We start from the raw sequence: 26,674 nt of genomic DNA, 5'->3' as shown, positions 1-26,674 counted from the left end.
CCCAGCATCTTGAGCAGTTCGGCTTTGCGCTCAGAGGAATAGTACGGCACAACGGCTCTCTTTCCGCCCCCGGGGTCTGGTTTCAGGTAAATCTGGCGAGGCGACAACTATCCTGACACCGGGGGGTAAGCGCACAACCCAAAAGCTCAAAAGCTTAAGCGCCGGTTTTGATCGGGCGTACAGTCCGTTTGACGATGCGCCACCTGCGCGAATGAATACCTACTCGGTGTGAGTGCGCACATCCAAGAAGCAAGACGCAACCGAGCAACAGCAACAGCAGCGCCGGCTGGGCACAGACAAAACCCTACAATCCGAGTAAAGTGCCGCCCCCGCCGTTTACAGCAAAAGGATCCCTTCCATGACACACCCTTTGGATATCGCCGTCGTCGGCGCCACCGGCAGCGTCGGTGAAGCCTTGGTGCAGATCCTCGAGGAACTGGCATTCCCGGTTGCCACCCTGCACCTGCTGGCCAGCATGGAATCGGCGGGCAGCAGCGTGATGTTCGCCGGCAAGAAGCTGAAGGTCCGCGAAGTCGACAGCTTCGACTTCGCCCAGGTCAAGCTGGCCTTCTTCGCCACCGGCGCCGCCGTCAGCCGCAGCTTTGCCGGCAAGGCGCTGCAGGCGGGCTGCACGGTCATCGACCTGTCCGGTGGCCTGGACGACGCCCTGGCCCTGGTGCCGGAAGCCAACGCCGAACGCCTGGCCAGCCTGTCGTTGCCAGCGCGTATCGTCAGCCCATGCTCGGCCGCAGTAGCCCTGGCCGTCGCGCTGGCGCCGCTCAAAGGCCTGCTGGACATCGAGCGGGTGCAAGTGATGGCTGCATTGGCGGTGTCGGCGCAAGGCCGTGAAGCGGTCAGCGAGCTCGCCCGGCAAACCGCCGAACTGCTCAATGCCCGCCCGCTGGAGCCGCGCTTCTTCGACCGTCAAGTGGCGTTCAACCTGCTGGCCCAGGTCGGTGCTGCCGACGAGCAGGGCCATACCGCGCTGGAGCGCCGCCTGGTCAGTGAACTGCGCGTGCTGCTGGGCCTGCCTGACCTGAAGATTTCCGTGAGCTGTGTTCAAGTCCCGGTGTTTTTCGGCGATAGCTTCAGTGTGGCCGTGCAAAGCCGTCGCCCGGTAGACCTGGCAGCGGTCAACCAGGCCCTGGACGCAGCCGACAGCGTCGAGCGGGTGGAAAACGATGATTATCCGACCCCGGTAGGTGACGCAGTAGGCCAAGACGTGGTCTATGTTGGACGTGTACGTCACGGTGTTGATGAAGACCAGCAACTCAACCTCTGGCTGACCACCGACAACGTGCGCAAAGGCGCCGCGCTCAATGCCGTGCAAGTGGCGCAAATGTTGATTAAACACATGCCGTAAAAGATACTGGCGAGCACTTTTGTCCTGCTCCGCATGCAGGTTTCGGGACGATTCATACAAGGGAAGAGGTCATGCTTCGAATTCGCAAACTGGTTCTGGCCATGGCTGCAGCATCCGCGCTGTCGTCTGGCATGGCGAATGCGCTGGGCCTGGGGGAGCTGACCCTGAAGTCGGCACAGAATCAGCCGCTGGACGCCGAGATCGAATTGCTCGACGTGCGCGACCTCAAAGCCACCGAAGTGGCGCCGAGCCTGGCGCCACCGGAAGAGTTCAGCAAGGCCGGGGTGGCGTTTCCGACCTACCTCGAAGACCTGACCTTCACACCGGTGATCAACCCCAACGGCAAAAGTGTGCTGCGCGTGACGTCCAGTCAGCCGCTGCCAGGTCCGGTGGTCAAGTTTTTGGTGCAGGTCATGTGGCCGCAGGGCCGCCTGTTGCGTGACTATAGCGTGCTGCTCGACCAGGCCAAGGCACAGGGCGAAAAACCGGCAGCAGGCAATGTCACACCGGCCATGACCGGTGCCAGCAACTACACCACCCAGCGTCGCGACACCTTGTGGCAGATTGCCGCGCGTAACACCCAGGGTGGTTCGATCCAGCAGACCATGATCGCGATCCAGGCTTTGAATCCGGACGCCTTCATCGGCAACAACATCAACCTGCTGAAGGTTGGCCAGGTACTGCGCTTGCCCGATCAGCAGCAGATCCAGAGCATCGCCCAAGGCGAGGCGAACCGCGAGGTGGCCGAGCAGTATGCCGCCTGGCGTGAAGGCCGTCGCCTGGGGCCACGTGCCCGCCAGCTGGATGCCACCCGCCGTGGCGCCGCCGAGGCTGCACCGTCGCGTATCGCCCAGGGCGACAACCTGCGTCTGGTCAGCCCGGGCAGCCAGGCCGATGCCGGCCAGGCCAAGGCGTTGAGTGACAAACTGGCCATGGCCCAGGAAAGTCTGGACACCAGCCGTCGCGACAACGAAGAACTGAAAAGTCGCATGGCCGACCTGCAGAGCCAACTGGACAAGCTGCAGCGCCTGATCGAGTTGAAGAACAGCCAGTTGGCGCGCCTGGAAGGCCAGGGCGCAGCCACGTCGGCAGCGGCTGCCGCTACCCCGGACCAGCCAGCGGACAAGCCGGCGCCTGCTACTGCCGATACCGCACCCGAGCCTGTGCCGGCCGCTCAGCCTGTACCCGCCAGCCAGCCGAAGGGTGCGCTCGACGCAGTCCTGGGCAATCCGTGGCTTTTGGGGATGATTGCCGGTTCCAGCATCCTGGTGCTGGCACTGCTGCTCTGGCTGCTGGCGCGCAAGCGCAAGGCCCAGCAAGAAGCTGAGAAGCACCTGCGCATGGCGCGGGCGCTGGAAGAAGAGCAGGGCACAGGTTTCGACAGCGATACCGAGAGCTTCGACGGCGTCGAAGCCCCGGAACCGGGTGTAACCCTGTCGCCGGCTGTGGTCGCCGCTTCGGCTGCAGCTGCCGTCGCTGCGGAAAAAGTGGCTGAACCGGTCGCCGAGGCAGACCCCCTGACTGAGCCGCAAGCAGATCCGCACGCCGCGCTGTTGGCGCAAGTCGACCAATGCCTGGCCGAAGGCCGCCTGAATCGTGCCACCGACCTGCTGGAGCCCGCTGTGGCCGCTGCACCGGAGCGTGACGACCTGCGCCTGAAGCTGATGGACGTGTACGCCCGCCAGGGTGACCAGAGCGCGTTTGCCGAACAGGAGCGTCAGCTGCCGGCCAGCGAACAGAACGTTGCCGAAGTCGCCGGGCTGAAAGAGCGTTACCCCGCCATGCTCGGCCTGGCTGCTGCCGGCCTGGGTGCGGCGGCGCTGGCTGCCGAAATGGATGAGCAGTACGTGCAAGAGCTGCTGCACGATGAGCCCGAAGCGCCGGTGGTTGCCGATGTGGCGCCTGACGAGGTGTCTGGGTTCGAGCCACAAGTGGAGGCTGAGCCAGAGGTTGTCGCACAAGCAGAGCCTGACGCAGAGCTGGATGCCTTCGATGAAGTGCCAACGCTCGATGTTTCCGGCCTGGATGAGCAGGATCTGGACAGCGCCTTCGACCTGAGCCTGGGCGAAGACCTGGCCGAGGAAGACCCGCTGGCCACCTCCATGCTGGACGAGCCGGTGGTACAGGGGGCCGTTCCCGACGAGCTGGTAATCGCAGAACCTGTGCTGGACGAGCCCGTACAGGAAGAAACTCAGCCAGAAGAACAGCCATTTGCCGTGGATGCAGAGCTGCAGGCCGACGCCGATGCTGATTTCGAGGCCATGCTGGCACAAGCCGAGCCTCAGCCTGCCGTGGACCTGTCTGATTTCGACCTCGACATCAGTGAGCCTGTGGCTCCAGCCACTCCGGACACGGTGGAGCAGGGGCCGGTCGATGTCGCCGCCGAACTGGCAGCCTTCGACAGTGAGCCGGAGTTTGACCCGGTCTCCGAGTTCGACTTGCCGTCGGACTTCGACTTGTCCCTGTCGCTGGAAGACGATTCGCCGGCCGCCAAGAGCTTTGCCTCGGAGCTCAATGACGTCAACGCCGAGCTGGACAAGTTGTCGCAGAGCCTCGAAACGCCTTCGTTGGAGCCGCACTTCACCAGCGAAGACGCGGTTGCGCAGCCCGAGCCCGAGCCCTTGGACGACCTGGACTTCGACTTCTTCTCCGGCAGTGACGAAGTCGCCACCAAGCTCGACCTGGCCCGTGCCTATATCGACATGGGTGACAGTCAGGGCGCGCGCGACATCCTCGATGAAGTGGTCAAGGATGGCGACGATAGCCAGCGTCAGGAAGCCGAGGACCTGCTCTCTCGTCTGGTCTGATGCAAGTAGGGCAGGCCTCTTCGCGGGCTTGCCCGCTCCCACAGGATCCCCACACATTTCGACCTTGCGAGTGACCTGTGGGGGGCGGGGCACCCGCGATTAGGCCCGCAAATGCAGTGCGCATCCACCGGCAGCCCTACGAGGCTGCCGTTGTCGTTATAATCTCGCCATTCCGTACACCCCACAGGTTTCATGCTCTTGGACATCATCGACACCGCTACCGCCGAATTCGCGGCCGAAGGCTTCTCCCGCATCGCCCTGGGCGTGGAATACAAAGGCGCGCGCTACCGCGGCTGGCAGCGCCAGGCCAGCGGCGTGCCGAGTGTCCAGCAAGCCCTGGAGCAAGCGCTGTCCAAGGTCGCTAACGAGCCGATTTCGGTGATTTGCGCCGGTCGTACCGACGCCGGCGTTCACGGCTGCGGGCAGGTCGTGCACTTCGATACCCGTGCCGTGCGTGACGAGCGCGCCTGGACCATGGGCACCAACTTCAACCTGCCGCACGACATCAGTGTGGTCTGGTCGCGGCCAATGCCGGCCGACTTTCATGCCCGCTTCAAGGCCTGCGCCCGGCGCTACCGCTACGTGATCTACAACGACCCGATTCGCCCGGCGCACCTGGCCGAGGAGGTGACCTGGAACCACCGTCCGCTCGACGTCGATCGCATGGCCGAGGCCGCGCAGTTCCTGCTCGGCACCCACGACTTCAGCGCCTTCCGCGCCAGCCAGTGTCAGGCCAAATCACCCATCAAGCATATCTACCACCTGCGTGTTACCCGCCATGGCCAGATGATCGTGCTGGACGTGCGTGCCACCGCCTTCCTGCACCACATGGTGCGTAACATTGCCGGTGTGCTGATGGCCATCGGCGCCGGCGAGCGTCCGGTTACCTGGGCCCGCGAGGTGCTGGAAGGGCGCAACCGCCGCGAAGGAGGGGTAACGGCCCACCCCTACGGGCTTTACCTGGTGCAGGTGGAGTACCCCGAAGCGTTTGCGTTGCCCAAGCGTTACATCGGCCCACACTTTTTGAGTGGTTACGAGACGTTGGCAGACTGACGGGCGAAAAGCCATTTGCTAACATCCGCCCTTTCGCCGCAACAATCAGGGTTCGTGTTCCATGAGCAATGTTCGCAGCAAGATCTGCGGGATTACCCGCATCGAAGACGCACTGGCCGCTGCCGAAGCGGGTGCCGATGCCATTGGCTTCGTCTTCTATGCCAAGAGCCCGCGGGCAGTGGACGTGCGCCAGGCGCGGGCGATCATCGCCGAGTTGCCGCCATTCGTGACCACGGTCGGGTTGTTCGTCAATGCCTCGCGCTGCGAGCTGAACGAGATCCTCGAAGTGGTTCCGCTGGACCTGCTACAGTTTCACGGCGATGAAACCCCGCAGGACTGTGAAGGCTACCACCGCCCCTGGATCAAGGCCCTGCGTGTGCGCCCTGGCGACGACCTGGAGGCGGCCTGCCAGCTTTATGCGGGTGCCCGTGGCATTTTGCTGGACACCTATGTGCCGGGCGTGCCCGGGGGAACCGGCGAGGCGTTCGACTGGTCATTGGTGCCGGCGCGGCTTGGCAAGCCGATCATCCTCGCGGGCGGGCTGTCGGCCGATAACGTTGGTCAGGCCATTGCCCAGGTAAAGCCTTACGCGGTGGATGTCAGCGGTGGCGTCGAGCAGGCCAAGGGCATCAAGGATGCGGCAAAGATCGAGGCCTTCATGAAGGCGGTGAAACAGGCTTGATGGCAGATGTGACGGCTGGCTGCGCGCCATCGTCCATAGCTTTCGCAGCCCTGCTGGGCCGCCGCCAGTAGCTGTGGCGGCAAGAAAATACATTAGCGGTGGAGTGGCGCGCTGGAAGCCCCGGCGGCCGGTCCACCATCGTTTCATAAAAGATTTTGAGCTCAAGGGCAGGGCAGGGACGGTGACGCTGTCCCCCGCCTGCCAATACTGGAGAAAGAAAGCATGAGCAACTGGTTAGTCGACAAACTGATCCCTTCGATCATGCGTTCCGAGGTGAAGAAGAGCTCGGTGCCCGAGGGCCTGTGGCACAAGTGCCCGTCCTGCGAGGCCGTGCTGTATCGTCCGGAGCTGGAAAAGTCCCTGGATGTCTGCACCAAGTGCAATCACCACATGCGTATCGGCGCACGTGCGCGCATCGACATTTTCCTTGACGCTGAAGGCCGGGCCGAACTGGGCGCTGACCTGGAGCCGGTCGACCGCCTGAAGTTCCGTGATGGCAAGAAATACAAGGACCGCCTGACCGCTGCGCAGAAGCAGACCGGCGAAAAGGACGCGCTGATCTCCATGAGCGGCACCCTGATGGGCATGCCGATCGTGGTTAGCGCCTTCGAGTTCTCGTTCATGGGCGGCTCCATGGGTGCCATCGTCGGCGAGCGCTTCGTACGCGCGGCCAACTATGCCCTGGAAAACCGCTGCCCAATGGTTTGCTTCTCCGCTTCGGGCGGTGCGCGCATGCAGGAAGCGCTGATCTCGCTGATGCAGATGGCCAAGACCTCGGCCGTGCTGGCGCGTCTGCGCGAAGAAGGCATCCCGTTCATCTCGGTCCTGACCGACCCTGTGTATGGTGGTGTTTCCGCCAGCCTGGCGATGCTCGGCGACGTCATCGTCGGTGAACCGAAGGCCCTGATCGGCTTCGCCGGCCCACGCGTGATCGAGCAGACCGTACGCGAGAAGCTGCCTGAAGGCTTCCAGCGCAGCGAGTTCCTGCTGGAGCACGGTGCTATCGACCTGATCATCTCCCGTGGCGAACTGCGCCCGCGTCTGGCCCGCCTGCTGGCGCAGATGACCGGCCAGCAAACCCCGGAAGAAGCGCGTGAGGCGGCTGCCGTCGCGTGATGAAACAACGATCCCTGGGCGAATGGCTCGCCTACCTCGAGCAGTTGCACCCCTCGGCCATCGACATGGGTCTGGAGCGGTCGCAGAAGGTGCTTGCCCGCCTGGCGCTGGGCAAGCTGGCGCCGCGCGTGGTGACGGTGACCGGCACCAACGGCAAGGGGTCGACCTGCGCCTTCGTGGCTTCGTTGCTGCGTGCCCAGGGGCTCAAGGTCGGTGTGTACAGTTCGCCGCACCTGTTACGTTACAACGAACGGGTGATGATCGATGGCCAGGAGGCCAGCGATGAGCGCCTGTGCGAAGCCTTCGCCGCCGTCGAGGCGGCACGGGGCGATATTTCCCTGACCTACTTCGAGATGGGTACGTTGGCCGCGTTCTGGTTGTTCTATCAGTCGCAGCTGGATGCCGTGGTGCTCGAGGTGGGCCTTGGTGGTCGCCTGGATACCGTGAACGTAGTGGATGCCGACTTCGCCCTGGTGACCAGCATTGGTGTCGACCATGTTGATTACCTGGGTGATACCCGCGAGCTGGTAGCCTTCGAGAAGGCTGGCATCTTCCGCCCGGGCAAGCCGGCCCTGTGCGGTGACCTGGACCCGCCCAAGCCGTTGCTGGACAAGGCCGCCGAACTGGCCGCGCCACTGTTCCTGCGCGGGCGGGAATTCGATCTGGCCAGCGCCGATGGCTGCTGGAGCTGGCGTGGTACTGCGGCCGATGGCACGCAGGTAGAGCTGCATGACCTGCCTTTGCTTGACCTGCCCATGGAAAACGCCACGCTGGCCCTGCAGGCTTACCTGCTGATGGGGCTGCCGTGGGGCGCGGAGCAAGTTCGCCAGGCGCTGCTGGATACCCGTATCACTGGGCGTCTCGACCTTCGTAATTTGAACTGGCAGGGCAAAGCGGTAGCGTTGCTGCTGGATGTCGGGCACAACCCGCATGCGGCGCAGTACCTGGCCAGGCGCCTGGCGGCCCGGCCGCTGAAGGGGCGCCGTCTCGCGGTATTTGGCCTGCTCGCCGACAAGGATCTGGATGGCGTTATCGCGCCGCTGCAGGGCCTCATCGACGACTGGGCAGTGGCGCCGCTGGATACTCCGCGCAGTCGCCCGGCCGCGGAGCTGGTCACGTCCTTGGCGAACCTCGGTGCCGCGGTGAAGTCTTATGCCAGTGTCGACGCCGCCCTTGAGGGGCAATGTGCGCAGGCGACGGCGGATGATCAGATCCTGCTGTTCGGTTCGTTTTTCTGTGTCGCCCAGGCGCTGGAATGGCTGGAGCGGCACGCCCAGGAGGGTGGAATAGATGGCTGTGCTGGATAAAGGGATGAAACAGCGCATGGTGGGTGCGCTGGTGCTGGTGGCGCTGGCGGTTATCTTCCTGCCGATGCTGTTCACCCGCGAGGACGAGATGCGCCAGGTGCACGTCGAAGCCCCGCAGGCACCGGCCATGCCCAGCCTGCCGGAAGTGAAGGTGGAGCCGGTTGCCGTGCCGGAGCCGCAGGTTATTCCGGAGGCGCCGCAGCAGGCGCCCGTGGTGATCGACGAGTCGACTGCCCCGGCGAGTACACCCCGCCAGCCAATCACACCGTCGCCACAGACCCAGGCGCAGGTTCAGCCGCCCAAGCCGCAGGCCCCCGCGCCCAAGGTGGAGGCCAAGGCCGCTGCAACACCCGCGCCTGCCGCGCCATCGAAGATCGATGCCAATGGCCTGCCAGTCAGTTGGTCGATCCAGCTGGCCAGTCTGTCCAACCGCGCCGGTGCCGAGAAGCTGCAGCAAACCTTGCGTCGCCAGGGTTATAACGCCTATATCCGTACAGCGGGTGGCATGAACCGCGTGTACGTGGGGCCGTTGATCGAGCGCGCCGAGGCCGAGCGCGTGCGTGACGCGGTCAACCGTCAGAACAGCCTCAAGGGCTTTGTGGTGCGCTTCCAGCCCGAGCGCAGCTGATTCCCCGGGGCGGCCATGCCGCCCATTTGCGAGTTGGACCCGCTCTTACAGGTACCGCGTCGCTGCAAGGCGCACACAGAACCTGTGGGAGCGGGCTTAGCCGCGAATCGCCCAACACCAATCCAGCTGACATTCCGCTTACTCCCGGCCCGCCGCTCTGGTAAAATGCGCCGCCTCAAACGTCTGCAGGCAGCACCGTGGCATTTACCTTGGTTGATTGGGCGATCATCGCGATCATCGCCGTCTCCACATTGATCAGTCTCAAGCGCGGCTTCGTCAAGGAGGCCTTGTCCTTGCTCATCTGGATCATTGCCGGTGCGGTTGCCTGGATGTTCGGCGGTTCGCTCTCGGTGTATCTTGAGAGTTATATCCAGACGCCATCGATGCGCGTCATCGCTGGCTGCGCCATTCTTTTCGTCGCCACCTTGCTGGTGGGGGCCATGGTCAACTTCCTTGTCGGTGAGCTGATCCGCGTGACCGGGCTGTCCGGCACCGATCGTTTCCTGGGCATGGCCTTCGGTGCCGCGCGCGGGGCCTTGCTGGTAGTGGTAGCCATAGGTCTGATCAGCCTGGGGCCGGTTCAACAAGACACCTGGTGGCAGGAATCACGCCTGATACCACAGTTTCTCTTGGTCGCCGACTGGTCGAAAAACCTGATTCTGGGTTTTTCCGACCAATGGACGCCCAGTGGCCTGATCAGCACTCCGGCTGATCTTCCGTTCAAGGAACAGTTGCTCGGGCCGTCCAAGCCCTGAGCGCTATTCAATCAAGTTTCATCAAAGTAGGGGTTGCGTCGCATGTGTGGCATCGTCGGTATCGTCGGTAAGTCGAACGTCAATCAGGCGCTGTATGACGCGCTTACGGTCCTCCAGCACCGCGGCCAGGACGCTGCCGGTATCGTGACCAGCCATGACGGCCGGTTGTTCCTGCGCAAGGATAATGGCCTGGTGCGCGACGTGTTCCAGCAGCGCCACATGCAGCGCCTGGTAGGCAACATCGGCATCGGCCACGTGCGCTACCCGACTGCGGGCAGCTCGACCTCGGCCGAGGCCCAGCCGTTCTACGTCAACTCGCCTTACGGCATCACCCTGGCTCACAACGGCAACCTGACCAACGTCGAGCAGTTGGCCAAGGAGATCTACGAGTCCGACCTGCGTCACGTCAACACCAACTCCGACTCGGAAGTGCTGCTGAACGTGTTCGCCCATGAGCTGGCGGTGCGCGGCAAGCTGCAGCCGACCGAAGAAGACGTGTTCGCTGCGGTCTCCCATGTGCACAGCCGCTGCGTTGGCGGTTACGCCGTGGTGGCCATGATCACCGGCTACGGCATCGTCGGTTTCCGCGACCCCCATGGCATTCGCCCGGTGGTGTTCGGTCAGCGTCACACCGACGAAGGCGTGGAATACATGATCGCCTCGGAAAGCGTCGCCCTGGACGTGCTCGGCTTCACCCTGATCCGCGACCTGGCACCGGGCGAAGCGGTGTACATCACCGAAGAAGGCCAGCTGTTCACCAAGCAGTGCGCCGAAGCGCCAACGTTGCAGCCGTGCATCTTCGAGCACGTCTACCTGGCTCGCCCGGACTCGATCATCGATGGGGTCTCGGTTTACAAGGCGCGTCTGCGCATGGGTGAAAAGCTGGCCGACAAGATCATGCGCGAGCGCCCCGATCATGATATCGACGTGGTCATCCCGATCCCGGATACCAGTCGTACTGCCGCGCTGGAGCTGGCCAACCGGCTGGGCGTCAAGTTCCGCGAAGGTTTCGTCAAGAACCGTTACATCGGCCGTACCTTCATCATGCCCGGCCAGGCCGCGCGCAAGAAGTCGGTGCGTCAGAAGCTCAACGCCATCGAGCTGGAGTTCCGCGGCAAGAATGTGATGCTGGTGGACGACTCGATCGTGCGCGGCACCACCTGCAAGCAGATCATCCAGATGGCCCGCGAAGCCGGCGCCAAGAATGTCTACTTCTGCTCCGCGGCCCCTGCTGTACGCTACCCCAACGTCTACGGCATCGACATGCCGAGTGTTCACGAACTGATCGCCCACAACCGCACCACCGAACAGGTGAGTGAGTTGATCGGCGCCGATTGGCTGGTCTATCAGGACCTGCCAGACCTGATCGACTCGGTCGGTGGCGGCAAGATCAAGATCGAGCAGTTCGATTGCGCGGTGTTCAACGGTGAGTACGTCACTGGCGATATCGACGAAGCCTACCTCGACCGCATCGAGCAGGCCCGTAATGACCTGGCCAAGGTCAAGAACCAGGCCGTCAGCGCGATCATCGATCTTTACAACAACTGATTTTGGGAGCGACGGCATGACGGATCAATGGGATGCCGGGCGACTGGACAGTGACCTCGAGGGTGTCGGTTTCGACACCCTGGCAGTGCGTGCTGGTCAAAACCGTACCCCGGAAGGCGAGCACAGCGAAGCGCTGTTCCTGACCTCCAGCTATGTGTTCCGCACGGCAGCCGATGCTGCTGCGCGCTTTGCCGGCGAAACGCCGGGCAACGTCTACTCGCGCTACACCAACCCGTCGGTGCGTGCCTTCGAGGAGCGCCTGGCGGCCATGGAAGGTGCCGAACAGGCCGTGGGTACGTCCACCGGCATGGCGGCGATCCTGGCCGTGGTCATGTCGCTGTGCAGCGCCGGTGACCATGTGCTGGTGTCGCAGAGCGTATTCGGCTCCACCATCAGCCTGTTCGAGAAGTACTTCAAACGCTTTGGCGTACAAGTGGACTACGTGCCACTGGTCGACCTCACCGGTTGGGAAAAGGCCATCAAGGCCAACACCAAACTGCTGATCGTCGAGTCGCCATCCAACCCGCTGGCCGAGTTGGTCGATATCACTGCGCTCAGCGAAATCGCCCATGCCCATGGTGCCATGCTGGTGGTGGACAACTGTTTCAGTACCCCGGCGTTGCAGCAGCCGCTGAAGCTGGGTGCCGACATTGTGTTCCACTCGGCCACCAAGTTCATCGACGGCCAGGGCCGCTGCATGGGCGGTGTGGTTGCCGGCCGTACCGAGCAAATGAAAGAAGTGGTCGGTTTCCTGCGTACCGCAGGTCCAACCCTCAGCCCGTTCAACGCCTGGATCTTCACCAAGGGCCTGGAAACGCTGCGCCTGCGTATGCGTGCACACTGCGAAAGCGCTCAGGCCCTGGCCGAATGGCTGGAGCAGCAGGACGGCGTGGAGAAGGTGCATTACGCCGGCCTGCCCAGCCACCCGCAGCACGAACTGGCCAAGCGCCAGATGAGCGGTTTTGGTGCAGTGGTCAGCTTTGAAGTCAAGGGGGGCAAAGAGGGCGCGTGGCGTTTCATCGACGCTACCCGAGTGATTTCCATCACGACCAACCTGGGTGACAGCAAAACCACCATCGCTCATCCGGCGACCACCTCACACGGTCGTCTGTCGCCGCAGGAGCGTGAAGCGGCGGGTATCCGCGATAGCCTGATCCGCGTTGCCGTGGGCCTGGAAGACGTGGCCGACCTGCAGGCTGACCTGGCGCGTGGGCTGGCAGCATTGTGATCGAAATCAGCGGCAGTACCCCGGGCCACAATGGCCGGGTAGCCTTGGTCACAGGTGCCGCCCGCGGCATCGGTCTGGGCATTGCCGCATGGCTGATCTGCGAAGGCTGGCAGGTGGTGCTGAGTGATCTGGACCGCCAGCGTGGCACCAAAGTGGCCAAGGCGCTGGGCGACAACGCCTGGTTCATCACCATGGACGTTGCCGACGAGGCCCAGGTCAGTGCCGGAGTGTCCGAAGTGCTCGGGCAGTTCGGCCGGCTGGACGCGCTGGTGTGCAATGCGGCCATTGCCAACCCGCACAACCAGACGCTGGAAAGCCTGAGCCTGGCGCAATGGAACCGTGTGCTGGCGGTCAACCTCAGCGGGCCCATGCTGCTGGCCAAGCATTGTGCGCCGTATCTGCGTGCGCACAACGGGGCGATCGTCAACCTGACCTCGACCCGTGCTCGGCAGTCCGAACCGGACACCGAGGCTTATGCGGCAAGCAAGGGCGGGCTGGTGGCTTTGACCCATGCCCTGGCGATGAGCCTGGGCCCGGAGATTCGTGTCAATGCGGTGAGCCCGGGCTGGATCGATGCCCGTGATCCGTCGCAGCGCCGTGCCGAGCCGTTGAGCGAAGCTGAGCATGCCCAGCACCCAGCGGGCAGGGTAGGGACTGTGGAAGATGTAGCGGCCATGGTTGCCTGGTTGCTGTCACGCCAGGCGGCATTTGTCACCGGCCAGGAGTTTGTGGTCGATGGTGGCATGACCCGCAAGATGATCTATACCTGAGCACCTTGTTTAAACTGCGCCGGCCTCTTCGCGGGTAAACCCGCTCCTACGACGGTTAATTCCGACTGTAGGAGCGGGTTTACCCGCGAAGAGGCCGGCACAGGCAATCACATCACGTTGCCTTTTTGAAAAAAATTCAATGGGGCTATTGACTTAGCTTCGCCACCTGCGTAAATTTCGCGGCCTCAGCGAAGCAAACGCAACAAGCAACATCGCGAGGGTGATTAGCTCAGCCGGGAGAGCATCTGCCTTACAAGCAGAGGGTCGGCGGTTCGATCCCGTCATCACCCACCACTTCCTGAGATGTTCCTGGAGCATCGGGTTCGCAAGAAGCCGATAGCCAGAGAGGAACGCACTGCGCAGCGGTAGTTCAGTCGGTTAGAATACCGGCCTGTCACGCCGGGGGTCGCGGGTTCGAGTCCCGTCCGCTGCGCCATTTTTCAGTAACAGATGGGTGCCTTGCACCGGTCTGAAGCCACAAGGCGAACGCCTTGGGCTGATCCCAGTTTCAATCGGGCGCAAGCCTGAACGATACGCAGCGGTAGTTCAGTCGGTTAGAATACCGGCCTGTCACGCCGGGGGTCGCGGGTTCGAGTCCCGTCCGCTGCGCCATCTTCGTTTCAAGGTCCCTAGAACGCCTTGAAGCAAACACAAAAGAAGCGATCACGTTATCGCTTTTTTTGTGCCTGCCCTGAGGCCATTGCGCCGGAAGGGTAGACCCAGTTTTCAAACGGGCGAAAGCCTGAATGATACGCAGCGGTAGTTCAGTCGGTTAGAATACCGGCCTGTCACGCCGGGGGTCGCGGGTTCGAGTCCCGTCCGCTGCGCCATCTTCGCGTCAAGGCCCCATGAACGCCTTGAAGCAACGTTAAAGCGACCTTCGGGTCGCTTTTTTCGTTGGTGCACCTGGCAAATGCCGGCCTTTGCCAGGCTTTACACCAACCTGACAGATTCTTCACCGACCAGCGGTTCCTGTGCCTGCCTGCTGTGTTGCACAATAGGCACTTTCCATATACCCGGAATTCGCAATGACCAGATCTTCCGTCTTTGGTGCGCTCGGGCTGGCCCTGGTGCTGGCGGGCGTGACCGGTTGTTCCTCGAAAAAAGCGGCCGTCTACGAGCACGAGAACTTCGATGACTCGGGCACCTTCTCGCGCAGCTTCCCGGTGAGCGATGCCGGCTCTTGCGAAGCCGCCCGGCGTGCCTTGCTTAGTCAGGGATACATCATCACCAGCAGCGGCGCCAACCAGGTGGTGGGTAACAAGAGCTTTCAGCAAAACAGCGAGAACCACCTGCAGATCAGTTTCAATGTCACCTGTGCACCGGACGTGAGCGACGACCAGCACTCGACCATGTTCGCCAACGCCCTGCAGGACCGCTATGCGCTGAAAAAGTCCAACACCTCGGCCAGCCTGGGCGTGGGGGTGCTGGGTTCGGTGTCGATGCCGATCGGCTCCAGTGACGACTCGATGGTCAAGGTAGCCAGTGAGACGGTGACTGCGGCGCAGTTCTATGACCGCTATTTCGCCTTGGTGGAGAGTTACCTGCCCAAGCCGAAGAAGGTCGAAAAGGCCAAGGTCGAGGCGCCCAAGGTGGAAAAGCCGGCGGTGGACCTGGGGCTGCCGGAGCAGGCTGCGGTGAACCCGGTGGCACCGGCTCCGGCAGCAGCACCGTTGATTGAAGCGGCACCTGCACCCGCGGGCGTAGCCCCGGCCAGCGAGGCGGCAGCGGCGCCGGTGGTGGATGACAGCCAGGGTTCGCAGCCGGTGGCCCCGCCGGTGGAAGCTGCACCCATTCAGGTACAGCAGGATGCCCAGCCGGCCGAGCCTGCTGCCCCCTCCCTTTGATTGGTCGCCTGAACCGGCCCTTTCGCCGTCAGCCCGCGAAAGGGGCCGGTTCAGGCTGTAAACATCCCCTGTTACAGACGCCCCGCGATAACTTCCTGAACACCTGCTACGTTTACCTCTCATAAGCTTGTCATCATCCCTTCATCCCACCTGCTTAGGCTGAAGGCGATACCTACAAAGGCAAAATGAGCAAAGAGGACGCAGGGCAATGGACGAATACCAGGAAGAACTACTCGAAACCCAAGCTTACGAACTGGACACCCCGGAACCGGCCGACGACGCCACCGAACTCTAGCCCGGCTGCCGCTGGCTGCGGCGGAACTCCCCCGGCGTGAGGCCCGTCCAGCGCTTGAATGCGCGCTGGAAGGCCTCGGCCGAAGCAAACCCCAACAGATAGGCAATCTCGCCAAAGGCCAGCGCCGTGTCACGGATGTAGGTCTCGGCCAGGTCGCGCCGGGTTTCGTTGAGCAGGTCGCGAAAACGCGTGCCTTCCTCGGCGAGCTTGCGGCGCAAGGTCCAGCTTGGCAGCTGCAAGTGCAGCGCCACTTCTTCCAGGTTCGGTTCACGGCCGCCATTGAGCAGCGGGCCCAGCAGGTGAGTAATGCGCTCACCCAGGCTGCGCACCCGCGTGCGCTGCAGCAACTCTGCTTCGCACAGCTGCAACAGGTGCTGCCAGGTACTCGGGCAATGCCCGGGGTTGGCCAGTTGCAAGGTGGCGCGGCTCAGGCGCAGCTGATTGCCGTCGGCGGCGAACTGCACAGGTGTGCTGCAGAGCGGTTGATAGCGCGCGGCATAGGAGGGCGCGGCAAACTCGATCTCCAGGCGTTCGGCCTGCACCGGGGTGCCGGCAAGGTCGGCCAATTGGGCCAGCCACCCGGCCAGCAGTGAGTCGACCACAAAGCGGTTGTAGTCGTTATATGGGCTGATGGAGTAGAAACGCAGCCAGGCGCCCTGGTCATCTTCCTGAAAGCTGGAATGGCCACGGTAGTTGGCCGCGTAAAGCGGCTCGAAACGCAGCAGGGTGCGCGCGGCCTCGCCGAGAGTGGGGGCCTGGGCCGCAGTGACCCCGGCCAGACCTGTATGTGCCAACCGGCTCAGGCGCCCTATGCGCAGACCTAAAGCGGCCTCACCGCTCATTTCGATAGCGGCGTGGCCCAGGTGCATGTAGCGGGGGATGGACAGGCGTGCGCCGGCCTCGCTCAGGCGTGTCGTGTCCAGGCCGTAGCGCCGCAGCAATGGTTCAGGGTCGTGGCCCAGTTCGCGCAGGGCTTCGCTCAAAGGCTGGACAAAACCAACCGACAGTTCGCCCAGGCGCACGCGGGGGCGGGCCATGGGCTTACAGCCACACATTTAGCAGGCGGGCACCCGGGCTGGGGGGGGCGGCGAGCAACGCTCCCGACTGGTGAGCAAAGCCCTGGCCATCGCTGCCCTGTTCCCAGAACTGCCCGCGCATGAACACGCTCATGCTGCTGATGCCGGCTCCAGCCACTTCGGTCAGGCGTTGCCAGGCCGCCTGTTCACTGACTTCGCCGCGCTGCAAGGCCAGCCCGGCGCTGGCATCCTGGTGGCGATTTCCCCGCCAGGGTGCTTGCCAGCTGCCCTTGCCACTGAGAAACGCCGGGTTGGCGACCAGTTGTACGGCTTGTTCAGTCAGTTGCTGGTGGTTGTCCGGGTACCAGCTGTCACTGCCCACCAGCACCCCCAGGCGCCCGGCCGGGGTCTGCACGACCTGCAGCGGGTGCTGGCGGCCGTCGTGGATGTAGCGGCGCATTTCACTGTCGGGATATTGCTGACGCTGCGGCTCGCCCAGCAGCGAGCCATCGCCGGCAAACACCACACTGCTGTTGAACAGTGGGCCACGGCCGGCATGCAGCACGCCCTGTTTCACATAGGGTTCGGGCAGCACGATCGAGCCGGCCACCAGGGTGACGCCAAATTCCTTTGCCAGGCTGCCAAACAGTTGCTGGTAGTCTGTGGCCATCTGTTCGGCCTTCATGCGCAAGTGCGCATCGGCACGCCAGTCGTCGCCCTCAGCGCCAAGAACCGCGAGGCCATAGCGAAGCGGGTTGCTCAGTTCCAGCCATTGCAGGGCCTCGCGGCTGTGGCTGACCTGGTACAGCTCGTTCTTCTCACCACGCGCCCACAGCCAGGTACCGATATGCTCCGGCAGTACCACCACGGTGCGCGGCCCCACCAGCCCCTGGGCACGGGCTTGCTCCAGATAAGCGGCGAGCTTGCGGTGCAAGCGCTGCAAGTTCTGATAGTCGCCTGGGAACAGCAGTGGTTCGACACCGAGCAGGTTGCCGTGCTCGCCCGGTACGCCATGGTTAAGCGCCAGTTCGATGCGCAGGTCGGACAGGTAGTGGCCTTCCGGGCGCTGTTGGGTCCAGAAACCGTAGCCGCAGACGGCGGCGATCATCACCAGCGCCAGGGCGCTTGCCAGGAGTTTTCGCATCAAGCGTGGGTATTCGCTAAAAGTGGAGTGGCCATGCGGAGCGATGAAGCCGCAATCTCGCGCCTTTTGATCGGTCTGAGCAGCGCACTGCATTGATCCATGCACAATCGACTTTTGATCATACCAAAGGAATGGCGGTGGGCGTGCAACGAACCCCGGGCATTGAGGCCCGGGGTTGTGTAGGCAAGGTCAGGCGGCCAGCGTCGCCAGGGCGAGGCGTTTGTCCTGGATGCAGAACTTTTCGAGCAACTTGAGCGAGCCACCGAATATCAGCGCACCGGAGTAGGTGATGTCGGTCAGGACAAAGGCATCCGGTTCACTGAATGGCCATTTGACCTGGTTCGCCGCCACTTTGACCATGGGCGCTATGGACGGAATGTTGTTGGTTACCCCACCCGCCACCACGCGCTCGATGATCACGTGGATGACGATGCTGACAATGGCCACCACCAACGCTGCGATGATGCCGACGATCAACGCCATCACCTTGCCGCCCACACCACCAGCCACCGCAGTGGCCACGGCGGCAATCGCGCCTAGAATGGCTTCGGTGACGACCACCCAGGTGGCGATGTCTGTTGTGTTTTGGACATCCGGGTCTCCGACCATGGCATATACCATCACCTGTTCGCCCTTGTCGTTGACGCCCAGTTGTAGCGTCTGCTTGGTGACGATGCGGGTATAGGCCACGATACCGGGTGAGATGTCGGTGCGTACCTTGCATTCGGTACGGATATAAGACTCGTCGAAGTTGATATCGAACTTTTCGGCCACGGGATGATAGGTGATGGCCCCAAACTTGACGCTGTCGAGCTTCAGGTCGTTGGCAGTGATGGATGTGCCCGCCGCATCCAGGGCGAAGTTGGCCTCGGTGGTACCCTCGAAGATGAACGGCAATGCCGCCAGCAACTGGTACTTGACGAAGATCTCCCGGCTGATGAGGAAGTTGGCATTGTTGTCCGCAGCCAGCATCACGGCAGGCAACTGGTTCGGCAACCCGGTGGAGTCACGCTCGTTGGTCATGGCCAGCACCCCGAAGATGCTGCTTTCCTCACTGTTCTTGTCGGTATAGGCATAGCTCATGGAGGTGGCCCGCAGCCATTTGAATTCCTCGCTTTCCTTGCCCATGTTGTTGATCAGGACGGTACTGAACAGGGTGTCGAACTTCTTCAGGTTCTCGGGCTGGTTCAGCCAGTCTTCGAGTACGCCGCGCATCACGCTCTGGTCAATGCCGCTCAAGACGTTGTCCGGGTCCCTCAGGGCAATCACCGCAGCGATCGGGTCGTCCGGGTCCGTTGCCTGGGTGTTGACTTGCAGTTCATACGTGCCGTCTGAAGCCGATACTGGATTGGGCGCCGGGAAGTAGCTGAGCTTGACGTAGACGTCCGCAGACATCCCCTGGACCTGGTAGGTTTTGCCGTTCAGGCCTTTGTATGTCCCTGAGCCGAAGGGGATGCGTACCTTGACGTTGCGTCCGTCGCCGCCGGTGGTAATCGACCAGGCGTCGAAGTCGGCCTTGAGCGAGAAGCTGTCGACCCCGGCGTCGATGTTGGTGGGGTAGGTTTTTTCCAGGGCGATGCGCTGGTTGAGCGCAGAGACCCGGCAGATGCTCACGGTATCCCAGCCATTGGTCGTGACCGTACTGGCCAGCGTTCCGGCATTGGTCAGTAGCTGCGCGGCGCGCAAGGTGTCTTCGGAACTGTGTACAAGCGCCGCGTTGCGGTACAGCGGCGATTCGCGCAGGGTCTGGCGCGCGGTTTCATTGAGGTGATCGAGGCGCAGCGAGATGGGCTGGGCAAACCCGGCCAGCATGACCTTGCTTTCATTGCTCATGATACGGCTCCTTGTGTTGGTGGGGTCACACGTAGTTGATGACAAGGGCCTCGGCGAGGTAGCTCGACGAAGCGGTATGCGTGTCGTTGCTCCAGGACACGCAATCGATGGTGTCGGCCTTGACCGAGCCGCCACGCGCCGCGATGGCGCTGATCAGGTCATCGGAGATCACAGCAGTGACGATGTGGGTGATCAGGCTGACGATGGGCGAGAGCCAGGCCAGGTACCAGGGAATATGCACTTCCTTTCTGAAGTCGGACGACTGCTTGACGAAGGTGATGGTGTTGCCATCGAGCACCAGCTTCATCCTCAGCCAGCCGTTCCACTTCATGTCGATGCCTGCGTGCAGGTCGCAGTCGCCCTGATAGTCGACGGTGATGAAGTCACCGAGCATTCGTGCAGGGTTGCAGCCGGCGAAGACAACGGGGGTGTACCAGATCGCCCCTGATTTGATGGCCTTCATACGCAAGGTCGGTATGTTGACCATTTGCGTATTGTCGACGCGGTAGTCCTGCGCCGTGGCGCCCTGGTAAAGCTGAAGCAGCCCGGGCAGTACCAGGTGCTCCAGTACCAGGCGTGGAGACAGCACGTAGCTCGACTGCCCACCCTGGCTGATGCCTGACACATCGATATCCAGTGGCAGCTCACTGATGTCGCGCTCGGTACATACGGCCATGATCGCCAGGAAACCCGAATCGAGGTAGGCATAGGTGCATTTGCGTGGTCTGGCCCATTCCGGGGCGGTGGCTTTGCTGAAGTTGATGGTCGCGAAGGTGTGGGTGAACTGTAGGGGATGCTCGACCAGGTAGTTGCAGATACAGTCCAGCACCACGGTGGCGAAAGGGCCTAGCGAGCCGTCGGGGTCTTGCAGGGTGATGCCGCGTAGCCAGCCACCTTCGTTGTCCTGAAGGGGTTGAGTGGCTCCGGCCTTGCGCAGGAAGGCCGACTTCAACTGCATCTGGCCGTCGCCTTGTGGCAACAGCGACAGGGTGACCTCGATGATGGCAACCGCGCTGGCCAGCGAGCGGCTGGTGCCACTGGCCTCGAAAAAGCCTGAGCGTATAGGCATGCGCAGGCGCAGCAAGCGACCGCCGCCACCGTTGACGACCGACCAGCAGTCGAACACCCCGTGGCAGGCGTAGCCTTCATCCGAGGTATAGGAAAATTCGTGGTCGAGGCTGTTCCAGCTGGCTGCCAGGTCACTGTTCACGCTCTCTTGGCGAACGATGCTGATGGTGTCCCATCCTTTTGTCAGCATGAGCGAACCCTCCGGGCGCACTGAGTAGGCGCCACGTTCCATGGGTGGATGATCAAACGTGCTTGAAGAGTCTGGCAGAGCCGCGTTGTCTGGCAAATGCGCGGGGAGACTGTTTGGCGATCAAGCCAGGCGAACCTTATAGCGCTGAAGATCTGGAGCCTTCCCGACAGGTGCTGACTCTGCTGTTCATAATGATCATTAACTTGTCAGTTTTGATCATTGAGGCAATTCAAACGGCTGTTTAATGTCGCAGGCAGACAAACGACGGGGCCCGCCACCCAGTGAGGTGCCCGCATTCCGTGATCACGCCATCAGGGGACCTTTCCATGGCCGCCGACCGTTACCCGCACCTGCTTGCCCCGCTGGACCTGGGCTTTACCACCTTGCGCAACCGCACCCTGATGGGCTCGATGCACACCGGCCTCGAAGAGCGCCCCGGCGGCTTCGAGCGCATGGCTGCATACTTTGCCGAGCGCGCCCGCGGTGGCGTTGGCCTGATGGTCACTGGCGGCATTGCGCCCAATGATGAAGGCGGGGTGTATTCTGGTGCGGCAAAGCTCAGCACCGAGGAAGAGGCCGACAAGCACCGCATCGTCACCGAGGCGGTGCACGCCGCCGGTGGCAAGATCTGCCTGCAGATCCTGCATGCCGGGCGCTACGCCTACAGCCCACGCCAGGTGGCACCTAGCGCGGTCCAGGCGCCGATCAACCCGTTCAAGCCCAAGGCGCTGGACGAGGAGGGTATCGAGAAGCAGATTGCCGACTTCGTCAATTGTGCGGTGCTGGCCCAGCGTGCCGGTTACGACGGTGTCGAAATCATGGGGTCGGAAGGTTACTTCATCAACCAGTTCCTCGCCGCGCACACCAACCATCGCACCGACCGCTGGGGTGGCAGTTATGAAAACCGCATGCGCCTGGCAGTGGAAATCGTCAGCCGGGTGCGTGGCGCGGTAGGGCCGAACTTCATCATCATCTTCCGCCTGTCGATGCTCGACCTGGTCGAGGGGGGCAGCACCTGGGACGAGATCGAGCTGCTGGCCAAGGCCATCGAGCAGGCCGGCGCTACCTTGATCAACACCGGAATCGGTTGGCACGAGGCGCGCATCCCGACCATCGCCACCAAAGTGCCGCGTGCGGCCTTCAGCAAAGTCACCGCCAAGTTGCGCGGCGTGGTGAGCATTCCGCTGATCACCACCAATCGCATCAACACCCCGGAAGTGGCCGAGGCGGTGCTGGCCGAGGGCGATGCCGACATGGTCTCGATGGCCCGACCGTTTCTCTCCGACCCAGACTTCGTCAACAAGGCCGCTGCCGGTCGCGCGGATGAAATCAACACCTGCATCGGCTGCAACCAGGCCTGCCTGGACCACACCTTCGGCGGCAAACTGACCAGTTGCCTGGTCAACCCGCGGGCCTGCCACGAGACCGAACTCAACTACCTGCCTGTACGTGCGGTGAAGCGCATTGCCGTGGTCGGCGCCGGCCCGGCTGGCCTGGCGGCGGCCACCGTGGCGGCTGAGCGGGGCCACGCGGTGACCCTGTTTGACGCCGCCAGCGAAATCGGTGGCCAGTTCAACGTGGCCAAGCGGGTGCCGGGCAAGGAAGAATTCTTTGAAACGCTGCGTTACTTCCGCAACAAGGTCAACAGCACAGGTGTCGACCTGCGCCTGAATACCCGCGTCGATGTGCAAGCACTGGTGGGGGGCGGCTTTGATGAAATCATCCTGGCTACCGGCATCGCCCCGCGTACCCCGGCCATTGCGGGCGTGGAGCATGCCAAGGTGCTCAGCTACCTGGACGTGCTGCTCGAGCGCAAGCCGGTGGGCAAGTCGGTGGCCGTGATTGGCGCGGGAGGTATCGGCTTCGATGTGTCCGAGTACCTGGTGCATCAGGGCGTGGCCACCAGTCAGGATCGAGGGGCATTCTGGAAAGAGTGGGGCATCGATACCCATCTTCAGGCGCGAGGTGGCGTGGCCGGGATCAAGGCCGAGCCGCACGCCCCGGCACGGCAGGTGTACCTGCTGCAGCGCAAGAAATCCAAGGTGGGTGACGGGCTCGGCAAGACGACTGGCTGGATTCACCGCACCGGGTTGAAAAACAAAGGGGTGCAGATGCTCAACAGCGTCGAGTACCTGAGTATCGACGATGCTGGCTTGCACATTCGTGTGGACGGCGGCGAGCCGCAGGTGCTGGCAGTGGATAACGTGGTGATCTGTGCCGGGCAAGATCCGCTGCGCGAACTGCAGGAAGGGCTGGCGGCGGCGGGGCAGTCGGTGCACCTGATCGGCGGCGCGGATGTGGCGGCCGAGCTGGATGCCAAACGGGCGATCAACCAAGGCTCGCGGTTGGCGGCCGAACTCTGAGGGCGTCGAGGCTGCGTGAGCCCGATACCTGCACGGTAAACGGAGGGAGCGGGCATGCCCGCGAATTCGATGGCGGTGGCAACGGTGAACGGCGAGTGGAGATTGGCCAGCAGGCCCGGCCCTTTCGCGGGTGAACCCGCTCCTACGACGGTCTGTACCGGGCCGTCGATGCCTGTGTCGAACCACTGATGCGCGTCCACCCTGGCACTGTAATGCCCTGGCGGGGCGAGTTCATCGATTACAAGCGCTTGCGGGATTACCCTGTAAACTGCGATCCATGCATGTATTCGACCTCCCCCAAGCCCCGCTGCAATTTCTGGACTTGCCCTGGCTGAATCAAGCCCAGGTCCAGGCCGCCATTCTGCGCCTGGACCTGATCGACCCACTGATCAGCGGCAACAAGTGGTTCAAACTACGCCACCACCTGCAACAGGCTGGCGCCAGCAATGCCCCGGGCCTGATCAGCCTCGGCGGCAACCATTCCAATCACCTGCACGCCTTGGCCGCTGCCGGCAAGCGTTTCGGCTTCGCCACCGTCGGCCTGTTACGCGGCCATGCCCAGGACACGCCAACCGTGCGTGACCTGCAGGCGCTGGGCATGGAACTGCATTGGCTAGGCTACGGCGGCTACCGTGCACGCAACGAACCCGGCTTCTGGGAACCTTGGCAAGCGCGCTATCCAGGCTGGCACTGCATCCCTGAAGGGGGCGGCGGGCTGGCCGGTGCGCAGGGCTGCGCACTGATCATGCAGCAGGCGCGCGCGCAGATCGCGGGATTGGGCTGGTCAGACCATGACGCCTGGTGGCTGGCTGCCGGAACGGGGACTACCTTGGCCGGCCTTGTACTGGCCGAGGTGGGTGCACATGCCGTACATGGTGCGCTGGCAGTGCCCAGGGATCATGGGGTGCCAGAGACGGTGGCAGCACTGGCCGGCACGCACGGCTACCAGCTACACGACGCCTGCCGTGGCGGTTTCGGAAAATTCGACGATGAGCTACTGACCTTCATCGCCGACTGCGAGCGGCGCACTGGCGTGCCGCTCGAAGCCCTCTATACCGGCAAGGCTCTGCTGGCCTTGCGTGATCAGGTTGCTGCCGGGCTGTTCAAGCCCGGCAGCAACCTGATCTTCGTGCACACGGGTGGCCTGCAGGGCCGACGCGGTTACTTGTAGGGCAGCATGCGCAACAGCGTGTTGTCGCGCTGCACATAGTGGTGGTAAAGCCCGGCCAGTGCATGCAGGCCGATCAGCCAGTAGCCCCAGCTGCCAATACGCTCATGCCACCCTTTGATGAACTTGGCCTGGTCCGGGTTCGGGCCGATCAGATGTGGCAGCTCCAGGCCGAAGAACGGCACCGGTTTGTCGGCGGCGCTGAGGATCAACCAACCGGCCAGCGGCAGACCGATCATCAGCAGGTAAAGCGCCAGGTGCATCAGGTGCGCCAGGCCGGTCTGCCAGGCTGGTGGTTTTGGCACGATGGGCGGAGTCGGACGGCTAAGGCGCATGGCCAGACGCAGCCAGACCAGCACGAACACGCTCAGCCCCAGCATGAAGTGCAGGTCCTTCATCAGGTTGCGTTCGGCGCTGTCCTTGGGGAACAGGCCACGCAGTTCGATAAGGGCATAGACAGCAGCCAGCAACACCAGCATCAGCCAATGCAGGGCGATGGACAGGCGCGCGTAATGGGTCGCGGGGTTGGATGAAACCATGATCGGTCCTCGTCATCAGGTCGGAAAGGCGCTCTTGCTGGCGCTCAGGTGCCATTGTAATGGTTACCAGAAACGAATCTTTGCGCTGGGTCTGTGAAAATTGTGTTGCCAGCCACCGGCCCCTTCGCGGGCACGCCCGCTCCCACAGGTATGGACTGCCCCCAAGAAGTTGGACACCAATCCACCCCTTGGGGGGCAGTCCAGGCACTGCACAGTCTTCAAAGACTGTGCAGTGCCTGTGGGAGATCACCCAGCCCTTCCGGGCTGCGCTGTCGCGCAGCAAACATGAGGTGTACGGCTTTAGATCCGCAGCGACGCTGACATGTTGAAAAAGAAAAGGCGGTTGGCCCGGTAGGGCCAGCCGCCTTTTGCTTTGTTAGGGTTCGTGTGCGCGGGACAGAGATCGTAGCCAGCACTGGTGTGTGTGCGCACACCCGCGTGGGAGAGTGATCCGCACGGTATCGGCGTGAAGTCCCTGTAGGCATCAGCTGATTCAGCTGTGACCACGTATGAGAGAGTGAACCCTTTCGCCACCGTGTGCCCCGCGCGCCCTCTATCCTGCGAGGATTCATCATGGCGCGCAAGCCTTCCAAGCAACGCTTTACCGTCGTCCATCCCGATTGCGCGGCGATCGATGTCGGTGGTCGAGAGCATTTCGTGGCGGTCGATCCCCGGCACGAAAATCCCGTCCAGTCGTTCACGTCCTTTACGGACGACCTGCTCAAGATGGCTAACTGGCTTGAAAGCCTGGGGATCAAGGTCGTTGCCATGGAATCCACGGGAGTTTATTGGATTCCAATTTACGAGATTCTCAGCGAGCGCGGTTTTGAGGTTTATCTCGTCAATGCCAGAGCAACTCGACAAATCACGGGCCGTAAATCAGATGTGCTGGATTGCCAGTGGATTTGGCAGCTGATGACTCATGGACTGCTCAGAGGCGCATTCCGCCCCGATGATCTGACCTGCTGCGTCCGGTCATTGGTCAGGCAGCGTGCTTCCAAAGTGAAAGACCAGGCGCAGACGCTGAACCGGATGCAAAAGGCCATGAGCCAAATGAACATCCAGCTGGCCAATGTCATCAGTGATATTTCCGGCGTAACTGGCATGAAGATTTTGCGAGCCATCTGCGCAGGTGAACGGGACCCAGTGCAACTGGCTGAACTGACCGACCGCCGCATCAAGGCAGGCAAGGAGGCTGTCGCTCGGAGTCTTCATGGCAATTGGCGGCGCGAGCATTTGCATGCGCTAACTCAGGAATTGGCTGCCTATGACTTCCTGGAGCAGCAAATTGCTGATTGTGACGACGCCATAAAAGCCGCGTTAGAGCAGTTACCGGTGCTGCAAAACAAGCCAGAGCCATCCAATAAGCCTTTACGGAGCCCACACCGAAACGGTGCCCGACAGACTGAATTGCATCAGACATTGTGGAAAGTTCTTGGCGTGGACCTAACCGCAATTCCAACCATTGGGGTGGACACTGCATTAGTGCTGGCAGGGGAGATCGGTACAGATCTATCACGCTTCCCGTCCTCACAGCACTTCTGCTCTTGGTTGGGACTGTCTCCCCCTACCCGAATTTCCGGCGGTCATCGACTGGCAGGTGGCGGGCCAAAAATAGTCAATCGAGCAGCTCAAGCACTCAAGCAGGCTGCATCCAATGCCCGTAACGACAAGGGTTTCATTGGTGCATCGCACCGAGCCAGGCTGACTCGAATGGATACCAGCTGCGCCATCAAGGCCACTGCGCATCAGTTGGCACGTCTGGTGTACAACCTTTTAACCAAGAAGCAGGCTTATGTTGAAAAAGGTCTTGAGGAGTTCGAAACCAGAAGCCAAGACCGGCAGGTCCGGGCTTTGCTCCGCAAAGCCCGGAAACTGGGGTATCAGCTGGTGGCCGCTTGAGTGCTTAGAAAACAGTGGGTTGCATTTTGTTTGATGGGAGCGGGCGTGCCCG

The 26,674-nt window shown here is 62.4% G+C and carries 20 protein-coding genes and 4 tRNA genes; 19 read left to right on the top strand and 5 right to left on the bottom strand.

Going from position 1 to position 26,674, the window contains the following annotated elements:
• Positions 1-358: 358 nt before the first annotated feature.
• The 16 genes from ACYCCG_RS18010 (at position 359) to ACYCCG_RS17935 (ending at position 15,104) form a co-directional block, all read left to right on the top strand.
• Positions 359-1,363: an aspartate-semialdehyde dehydrogenase gene (locus ACYCCG_RS18010; RefSeq protein ID WP_209964454.1), complete on the top strand. Its 1,005-nt coding sequence runs from the start codon at positions 359-361 to the stop codon at positions 1,361-1,363.
• Positions 1,364-1,434: 71 nt separating this feature from the next.
• Entirely contained in the window at positions 1,435-4,170 is a 2,736-nt protein-coding gene (locus ACYCCG_RS18005) for a FimV/HubP family polar landmark protein (RefSeq protein ID WP_176685799.1), read from the top strand.
• Between the two features lie 192 nt (positions 4,171-4,362).
• Entirely contained in the window at positions 4,363-5,223 is an 861-nt protein-coding gene (gene truA, locus ACYCCG_RS18000) for a tRNA pseudouridine(38-40) synthase TruA (protein WP_459671373.1), read from the top strand.
• 61 nt (positions 5,224-5,284) lie between these two features.
• A complete protein-coding gene (locus ACYCCG_RS17995) occupies positions 5,285-5,905 on the top strand; it encodes a phosphoribosylanthranilate isomerase (RefSeq protein WP_176685797.1) in 621 nt (206 codons plus the stop codon).
• A gap of 222 nt (positions 5,906-6,127) precedes the next feature.
• Positions 6,128-7,021 carry an acetyl-CoA carboxylase, carboxyltransferase subunit beta gene (accD, locus tag ACYCCG_RS17990; RefSeq protein ID WP_021784489.1) on the top strand — a complete coding sequence of 298 codons (894 nt, stop codon included), beginning with the start codon at positions 6,128-6,130 and terminating at the stop codon, positions 7,019-7,021.
• The gene (gene folC, locus ACYCCG_RS17985; protein WP_209964464.1) at positions 7,021-8,328 is read left to right on the top strand and encodes a bifunctional tetrahydrofolate synthase/dihydrofolate synthase; all 1,308 of its coding nucleotides are present in this window, start codon (positions 7,021-7,023) and stop codon (positions 8,326-8,328) included. The genes accD and folC overlap by 1 nt, the downstream gene beginning before the upstream one ends.
• Positions 8,312-8,956: an SPOR domain-containing protein gene (locus tag ACYCCG_RS17980; protein WP_209964469.1), complete on the top strand. Its 645-nt coding sequence runs from the start codon at positions 8,312-8,314 to the stop codon at positions 8,954-8,956. Before folC ends, ACYCCG_RS17980 begins: the two co-directional genes overlap by 17 nt.
• Positions 8,957-9,153: 197 nt before the next feature.
• Positions 9,154-9,711, top strand: coding sequence for a CvpA family protein (locus ACYCCG_RS17975; RefSeq protein ID WP_176685794.1), 558 nt, complete (start codon positions 9,154-9,156; stop codon positions 9,709-9,711).
• A 42-nt stretch (positions 9,712-9,753) separates the two neighbouring features.
• Entirely contained in the window at positions 9,754-11,259 is a 1,506-nt protein-coding gene (gene purF, locus ACYCCG_RS17970) for an amidophosphoribosyltransferase (RefSeq protein WP_459671369.1), read from the top strand.
• Between the two features lie 16 nt (positions 11,260-11,275).
• Positions 11,276-12,487: an O-succinylhomoserine sulfhydrylase gene (locus ACYCCG_RS17965; RefSeq protein ID WP_339444501.1), complete on the top strand. Its 1,212-nt coding sequence runs from the start codon at positions 11,276-11,278 to the stop codon at positions 12,485-12,487.
• Positions 12,484-13,257, top strand: coding sequence for an SDR family oxidoreductase (locus ACYCCG_RS17960; protein ID WP_176685791.1), 774 nt, complete (start codon positions 12,484-12,486; stop codon positions 13,255-13,257). Before ACYCCG_RS17965 ends, ACYCCG_RS17960 begins: the two co-directional genes overlap by 4 nt.
• 218 nt (positions 13,258-13,475) lie before the next feature.
• Positions 13,476-13,551: transfer RNA gene (locus tag ACYCCG_RS17955), tRNA-Val, on the top strand.
• A 65-nt stretch (positions 13,552-13,616) separates the two neighbouring features.
• Positions 13,617-13,693, top strand: a tRNA-Asp gene (locus ACYCCG_RS17950).
• A 99-nt stretch (positions 13,694-13,792) separates the two neighbouring features.
• Positions 13,793-13,869 (top strand) — tRNA-Asp (locus ACYCCG_RS17945).
• Between the two features lie 141 nt (positions 13,870-14,010).
• Positions 14,011-14,087 (top strand) — tRNA-Asp (locus tag ACYCCG_RS17940).
• Between the two features lie 198 nt (positions 14,088-14,285).
• The gene (locus ACYCCG_RS17935) at positions 14,286-15,104 is read left to right on the top strand and encodes a DUF2242 domain-containing protein (RefSeq protein ID WP_209964478.1); all 819 of its coding nucleotides are present in this window, start codon (positions 14,286-14,288) and stop codon (positions 15,102-15,104) included.
• 291 nt (positions 15,105-15,395) lie between these two features.
• Here the strand turns inward: ACYCCG_RS17935 and ACYCCG_RS17930 are convergent, their stop codons facing one another.
• The 4 genes from ACYCCG_RS17930 to ACYCCG_RS17915 form a co-directional block, all read right to left on the bottom strand.
• On the bottom strand, positions 15,396-16,436 hold the full coding sequence (locus ACYCCG_RS17930; RefSeq protein WP_209964481.1) for an AraC family transcriptional regulator: 1,041 nt from the start codon (positions 16,434-16,436) through the stop codon (positions 15,396-15,398).
• A gap of 4 nt (positions 16,437-16,440) precedes the next feature.
• Positions 16,441-17,559 carry a nitrilase-related carbon-nitrogen hydrolase gene (locus ACYCCG_RS17925; protein WP_209969741.1) on the bottom strand — a complete coding sequence of 373 codons (1,119 nt, stop codon included), beginning with the start codon at positions 17,557-17,559 and terminating at the stop codon, positions 16,441-16,443.
• Between the two features lie 189 nt (positions 17,560-17,748).
• Positions 17,749-19,392: a TULIP family P47-like protein gene (locus ACYCCG_RS17920; protein ID WP_252459667.1), complete on the bottom strand. Its 1,644-nt coding sequence runs from the start codon at positions 19,390-19,392 to the stop codon at positions 17,749-17,751.
• A 25-nt stretch (positions 19,393-19,417) separates the two neighbouring features.
• Complete coding sequence (locus ACYCCG_RS17915) at positions 19,418-20,650, bottom strand: TULIP family P47-like protein (RefSeq protein WP_459671364.1); 1,233 nt, start codon at positions 20,648-20,650, stop codon at positions 19,418-19,420.
• A 326-nt stretch (positions 20,651-20,976) separates the two neighbouring features.
• Between ACYCCG_RS17915 and ACYCCG_RS17910 the strand changes: the two genes are divergently transcribed.
• Both ACYCCG_RS17910 and ACYCCG_RS17905 read left to right on the top strand, forming a co-directional pair.
• Positions 20,977-23,013, top strand: a complete 2,037-nt coding sequence (locus ACYCCG_RS17910; RefSeq protein ID WP_459671362.1) for an oxidoreductase — start codon at positions 20,977-20,979, stop codon at positions 23,011-23,013.
• 277 nt (positions 23,014-23,290) lie between these two features.
• Complete coding sequence (locus ACYCCG_RS17905) at positions 23,291-24,184, top strand: 1-aminocyclopropane-1-carboxylate deaminase/D-cysteine desulfhydrase (RefSeq protein WP_209964490.1); 894 nt, start codon at positions 23,291-23,293, stop codon at positions 24,182-24,184.
• Here ACYCCG_RS17905 and ACYCCG_RS17900 read toward each other — a convergent pair.
• The gene (locus ACYCCG_RS17900) at positions 24,175-24,720 is read right to left on the bottom strand and encodes a cytochrome b (protein WP_339444505.1); all 546 of its coding nucleotides are present in this window, start codon (positions 24,718-24,720) and stop codon (positions 24,175-24,177) included. The genes ACYCCG_RS17905 and ACYCCG_RS17900 overlap by 10 nt on opposite strands.
• A gap of 573 nt (positions 24,721-25,293) precedes the next feature.
• Here ACYCCG_RS17900 and ACYCCG_RS17895 point away from each other — a divergent pair.
• Positions 25,294-26,622, top strand: coding sequence for an IS110-like element ISPpu9 family transposase (locus ACYCCG_RS17895; protein WP_209963902.1), 1,329 nt, complete (start codon positions 25,294-25,296; stop codon positions 26,620-26,622).
• The last annotated feature ends 52 nt before the right edge of the window (positions 26,623-26,674 follow it).

This window comes from Pseudomonas sp. VEM90 (genome assembly GCF_054611535.1).
This window is presented reverse-complemented; position numbering and strand designations above follow the sequence as displayed.

Bases quoted from the DNA above. Each gene is read 5' to 3' on its own strand.
- ACYCCG_RS17920 (WP_252459667.1), bottom strand. From the start codon at position 19,392: ATGAGCAATGAAAGCAAGGTCATGCTGGCCGGGTTTGCCCAGCCCATC.
- ACYCCG_RS17935 (WP_209964478.1), top strand. From the start codon at position 14,286: ATGACCAGATCTTCCGTCTTTGGTGCGCTCGGGCTGGCCCTGGTGCTG.
- ACYCCG_RS17995 (WP_176685797.1), top strand. From the start codon at position 5,285: ATGAGCAATGTTCGCAGCAAGATCTGCGGGATTACCCGCATCGAAGAC.
- truA (WP_459671373.1), top strand. From the start codon at position 4,363: ATGCTCTTGGACATCATCGACACCGCTACCGCCGAATTCGCGGCCGAA.
- ACYCCG_RS17895 (WP_209963902.1), top strand. From the start codon at position 25,294: ATGGCGCGCAAGCCTTCCAAGCAACGCTTTACCGTCGTCCATCCCGAT.
- ACYCCG_RS18005 (WP_176685799.1), top strand. From the start codon at position 1,435: ATGCTTCGAATTCGCAAACTGGTTCTGGCCATGGCTGCAGCATCCGCG.
- ACYCCG_RS17930 (WP_209964481.1), bottom strand. From the start codon at position 16,436: ATGGCCCGCCCCCGCGTGCGCCTGGGCGAACTGTCGGTTGGTTTTGTC.
- ACYCCG_RS17980 (WP_209964469.1), top strand. From the start codon at position 8,312: ATGGCTGTGCTGGATAAAGGGATGAAACAGCGCATGGTGGGTGCGCTG.
- ACYCCG_RS17925 (WP_209969741.1), bottom strand. From the start codon at position 17,559: ATGCGAAAACTCCTGGCAAGCGCCCTGGCGCTGGTGATGATCGCCGCC.
- ACYCCG_RS18010 (WP_209964454.1), top strand. From the start codon at position 359: ATGACACACCCTTTGGATATCGCCGTCGTCGGCGCCACCGGCAGCGTC.
- ACYCCG_RS17965 (WP_339444501.1), top strand. From the start codon at position 11,276: ATGACGGATCAATGGGATGCCGGGCGACTGGACAGTGACCTCGAGGGT.
- accD (WP_021784489.1), top strand. From the start codon at position 6,128: ATGAGCAACTGGTTAGTCGACAAACTGATCCCTTCGATCATGCGTTCC.
- folC (WP_209964464.1), top strand. From the start codon at position 7,021: ATGAAACAACGATCCCTGGGCGAATGGCTCGCCTACCTCGAGCAGTTG.
- ACYCCG_RS17910 (WP_459671362.1), top strand. From the start codon at position 20,977: ATGGCCGCCGACCGTTACCCGCACCTGCTTGCCCCGCTGGACCTGGGC.
- ACYCCG_RS17905 (WP_209964490.1), top strand. From the start codon at position 23,291: ATGCATGTATTCGACCTCCCCCAAGCCCCGCTGCAATTTCTGGACTTG.
- ACYCCG_RS17915 (WP_459671364.1), bottom strand. From the start codon at position 20,650: ATGCTGACAAAAGGATGGGACACCATCAGCATCGTTCGCCAAGAGAGC.
- ACYCCG_RS17900 (WP_339444505.1), bottom strand. From the start codon at position 24,720: ATGGTTTCATCCAACCCCGCGACCCATTACGCGCGCCTGTCCATCGCC.
- purF (WP_459671369.1), top strand. From the start codon at position 9,754: ATGTGTGGCATCGTCGGTATCGTCGGTAAGTCGAACGTCAATCAGGCG.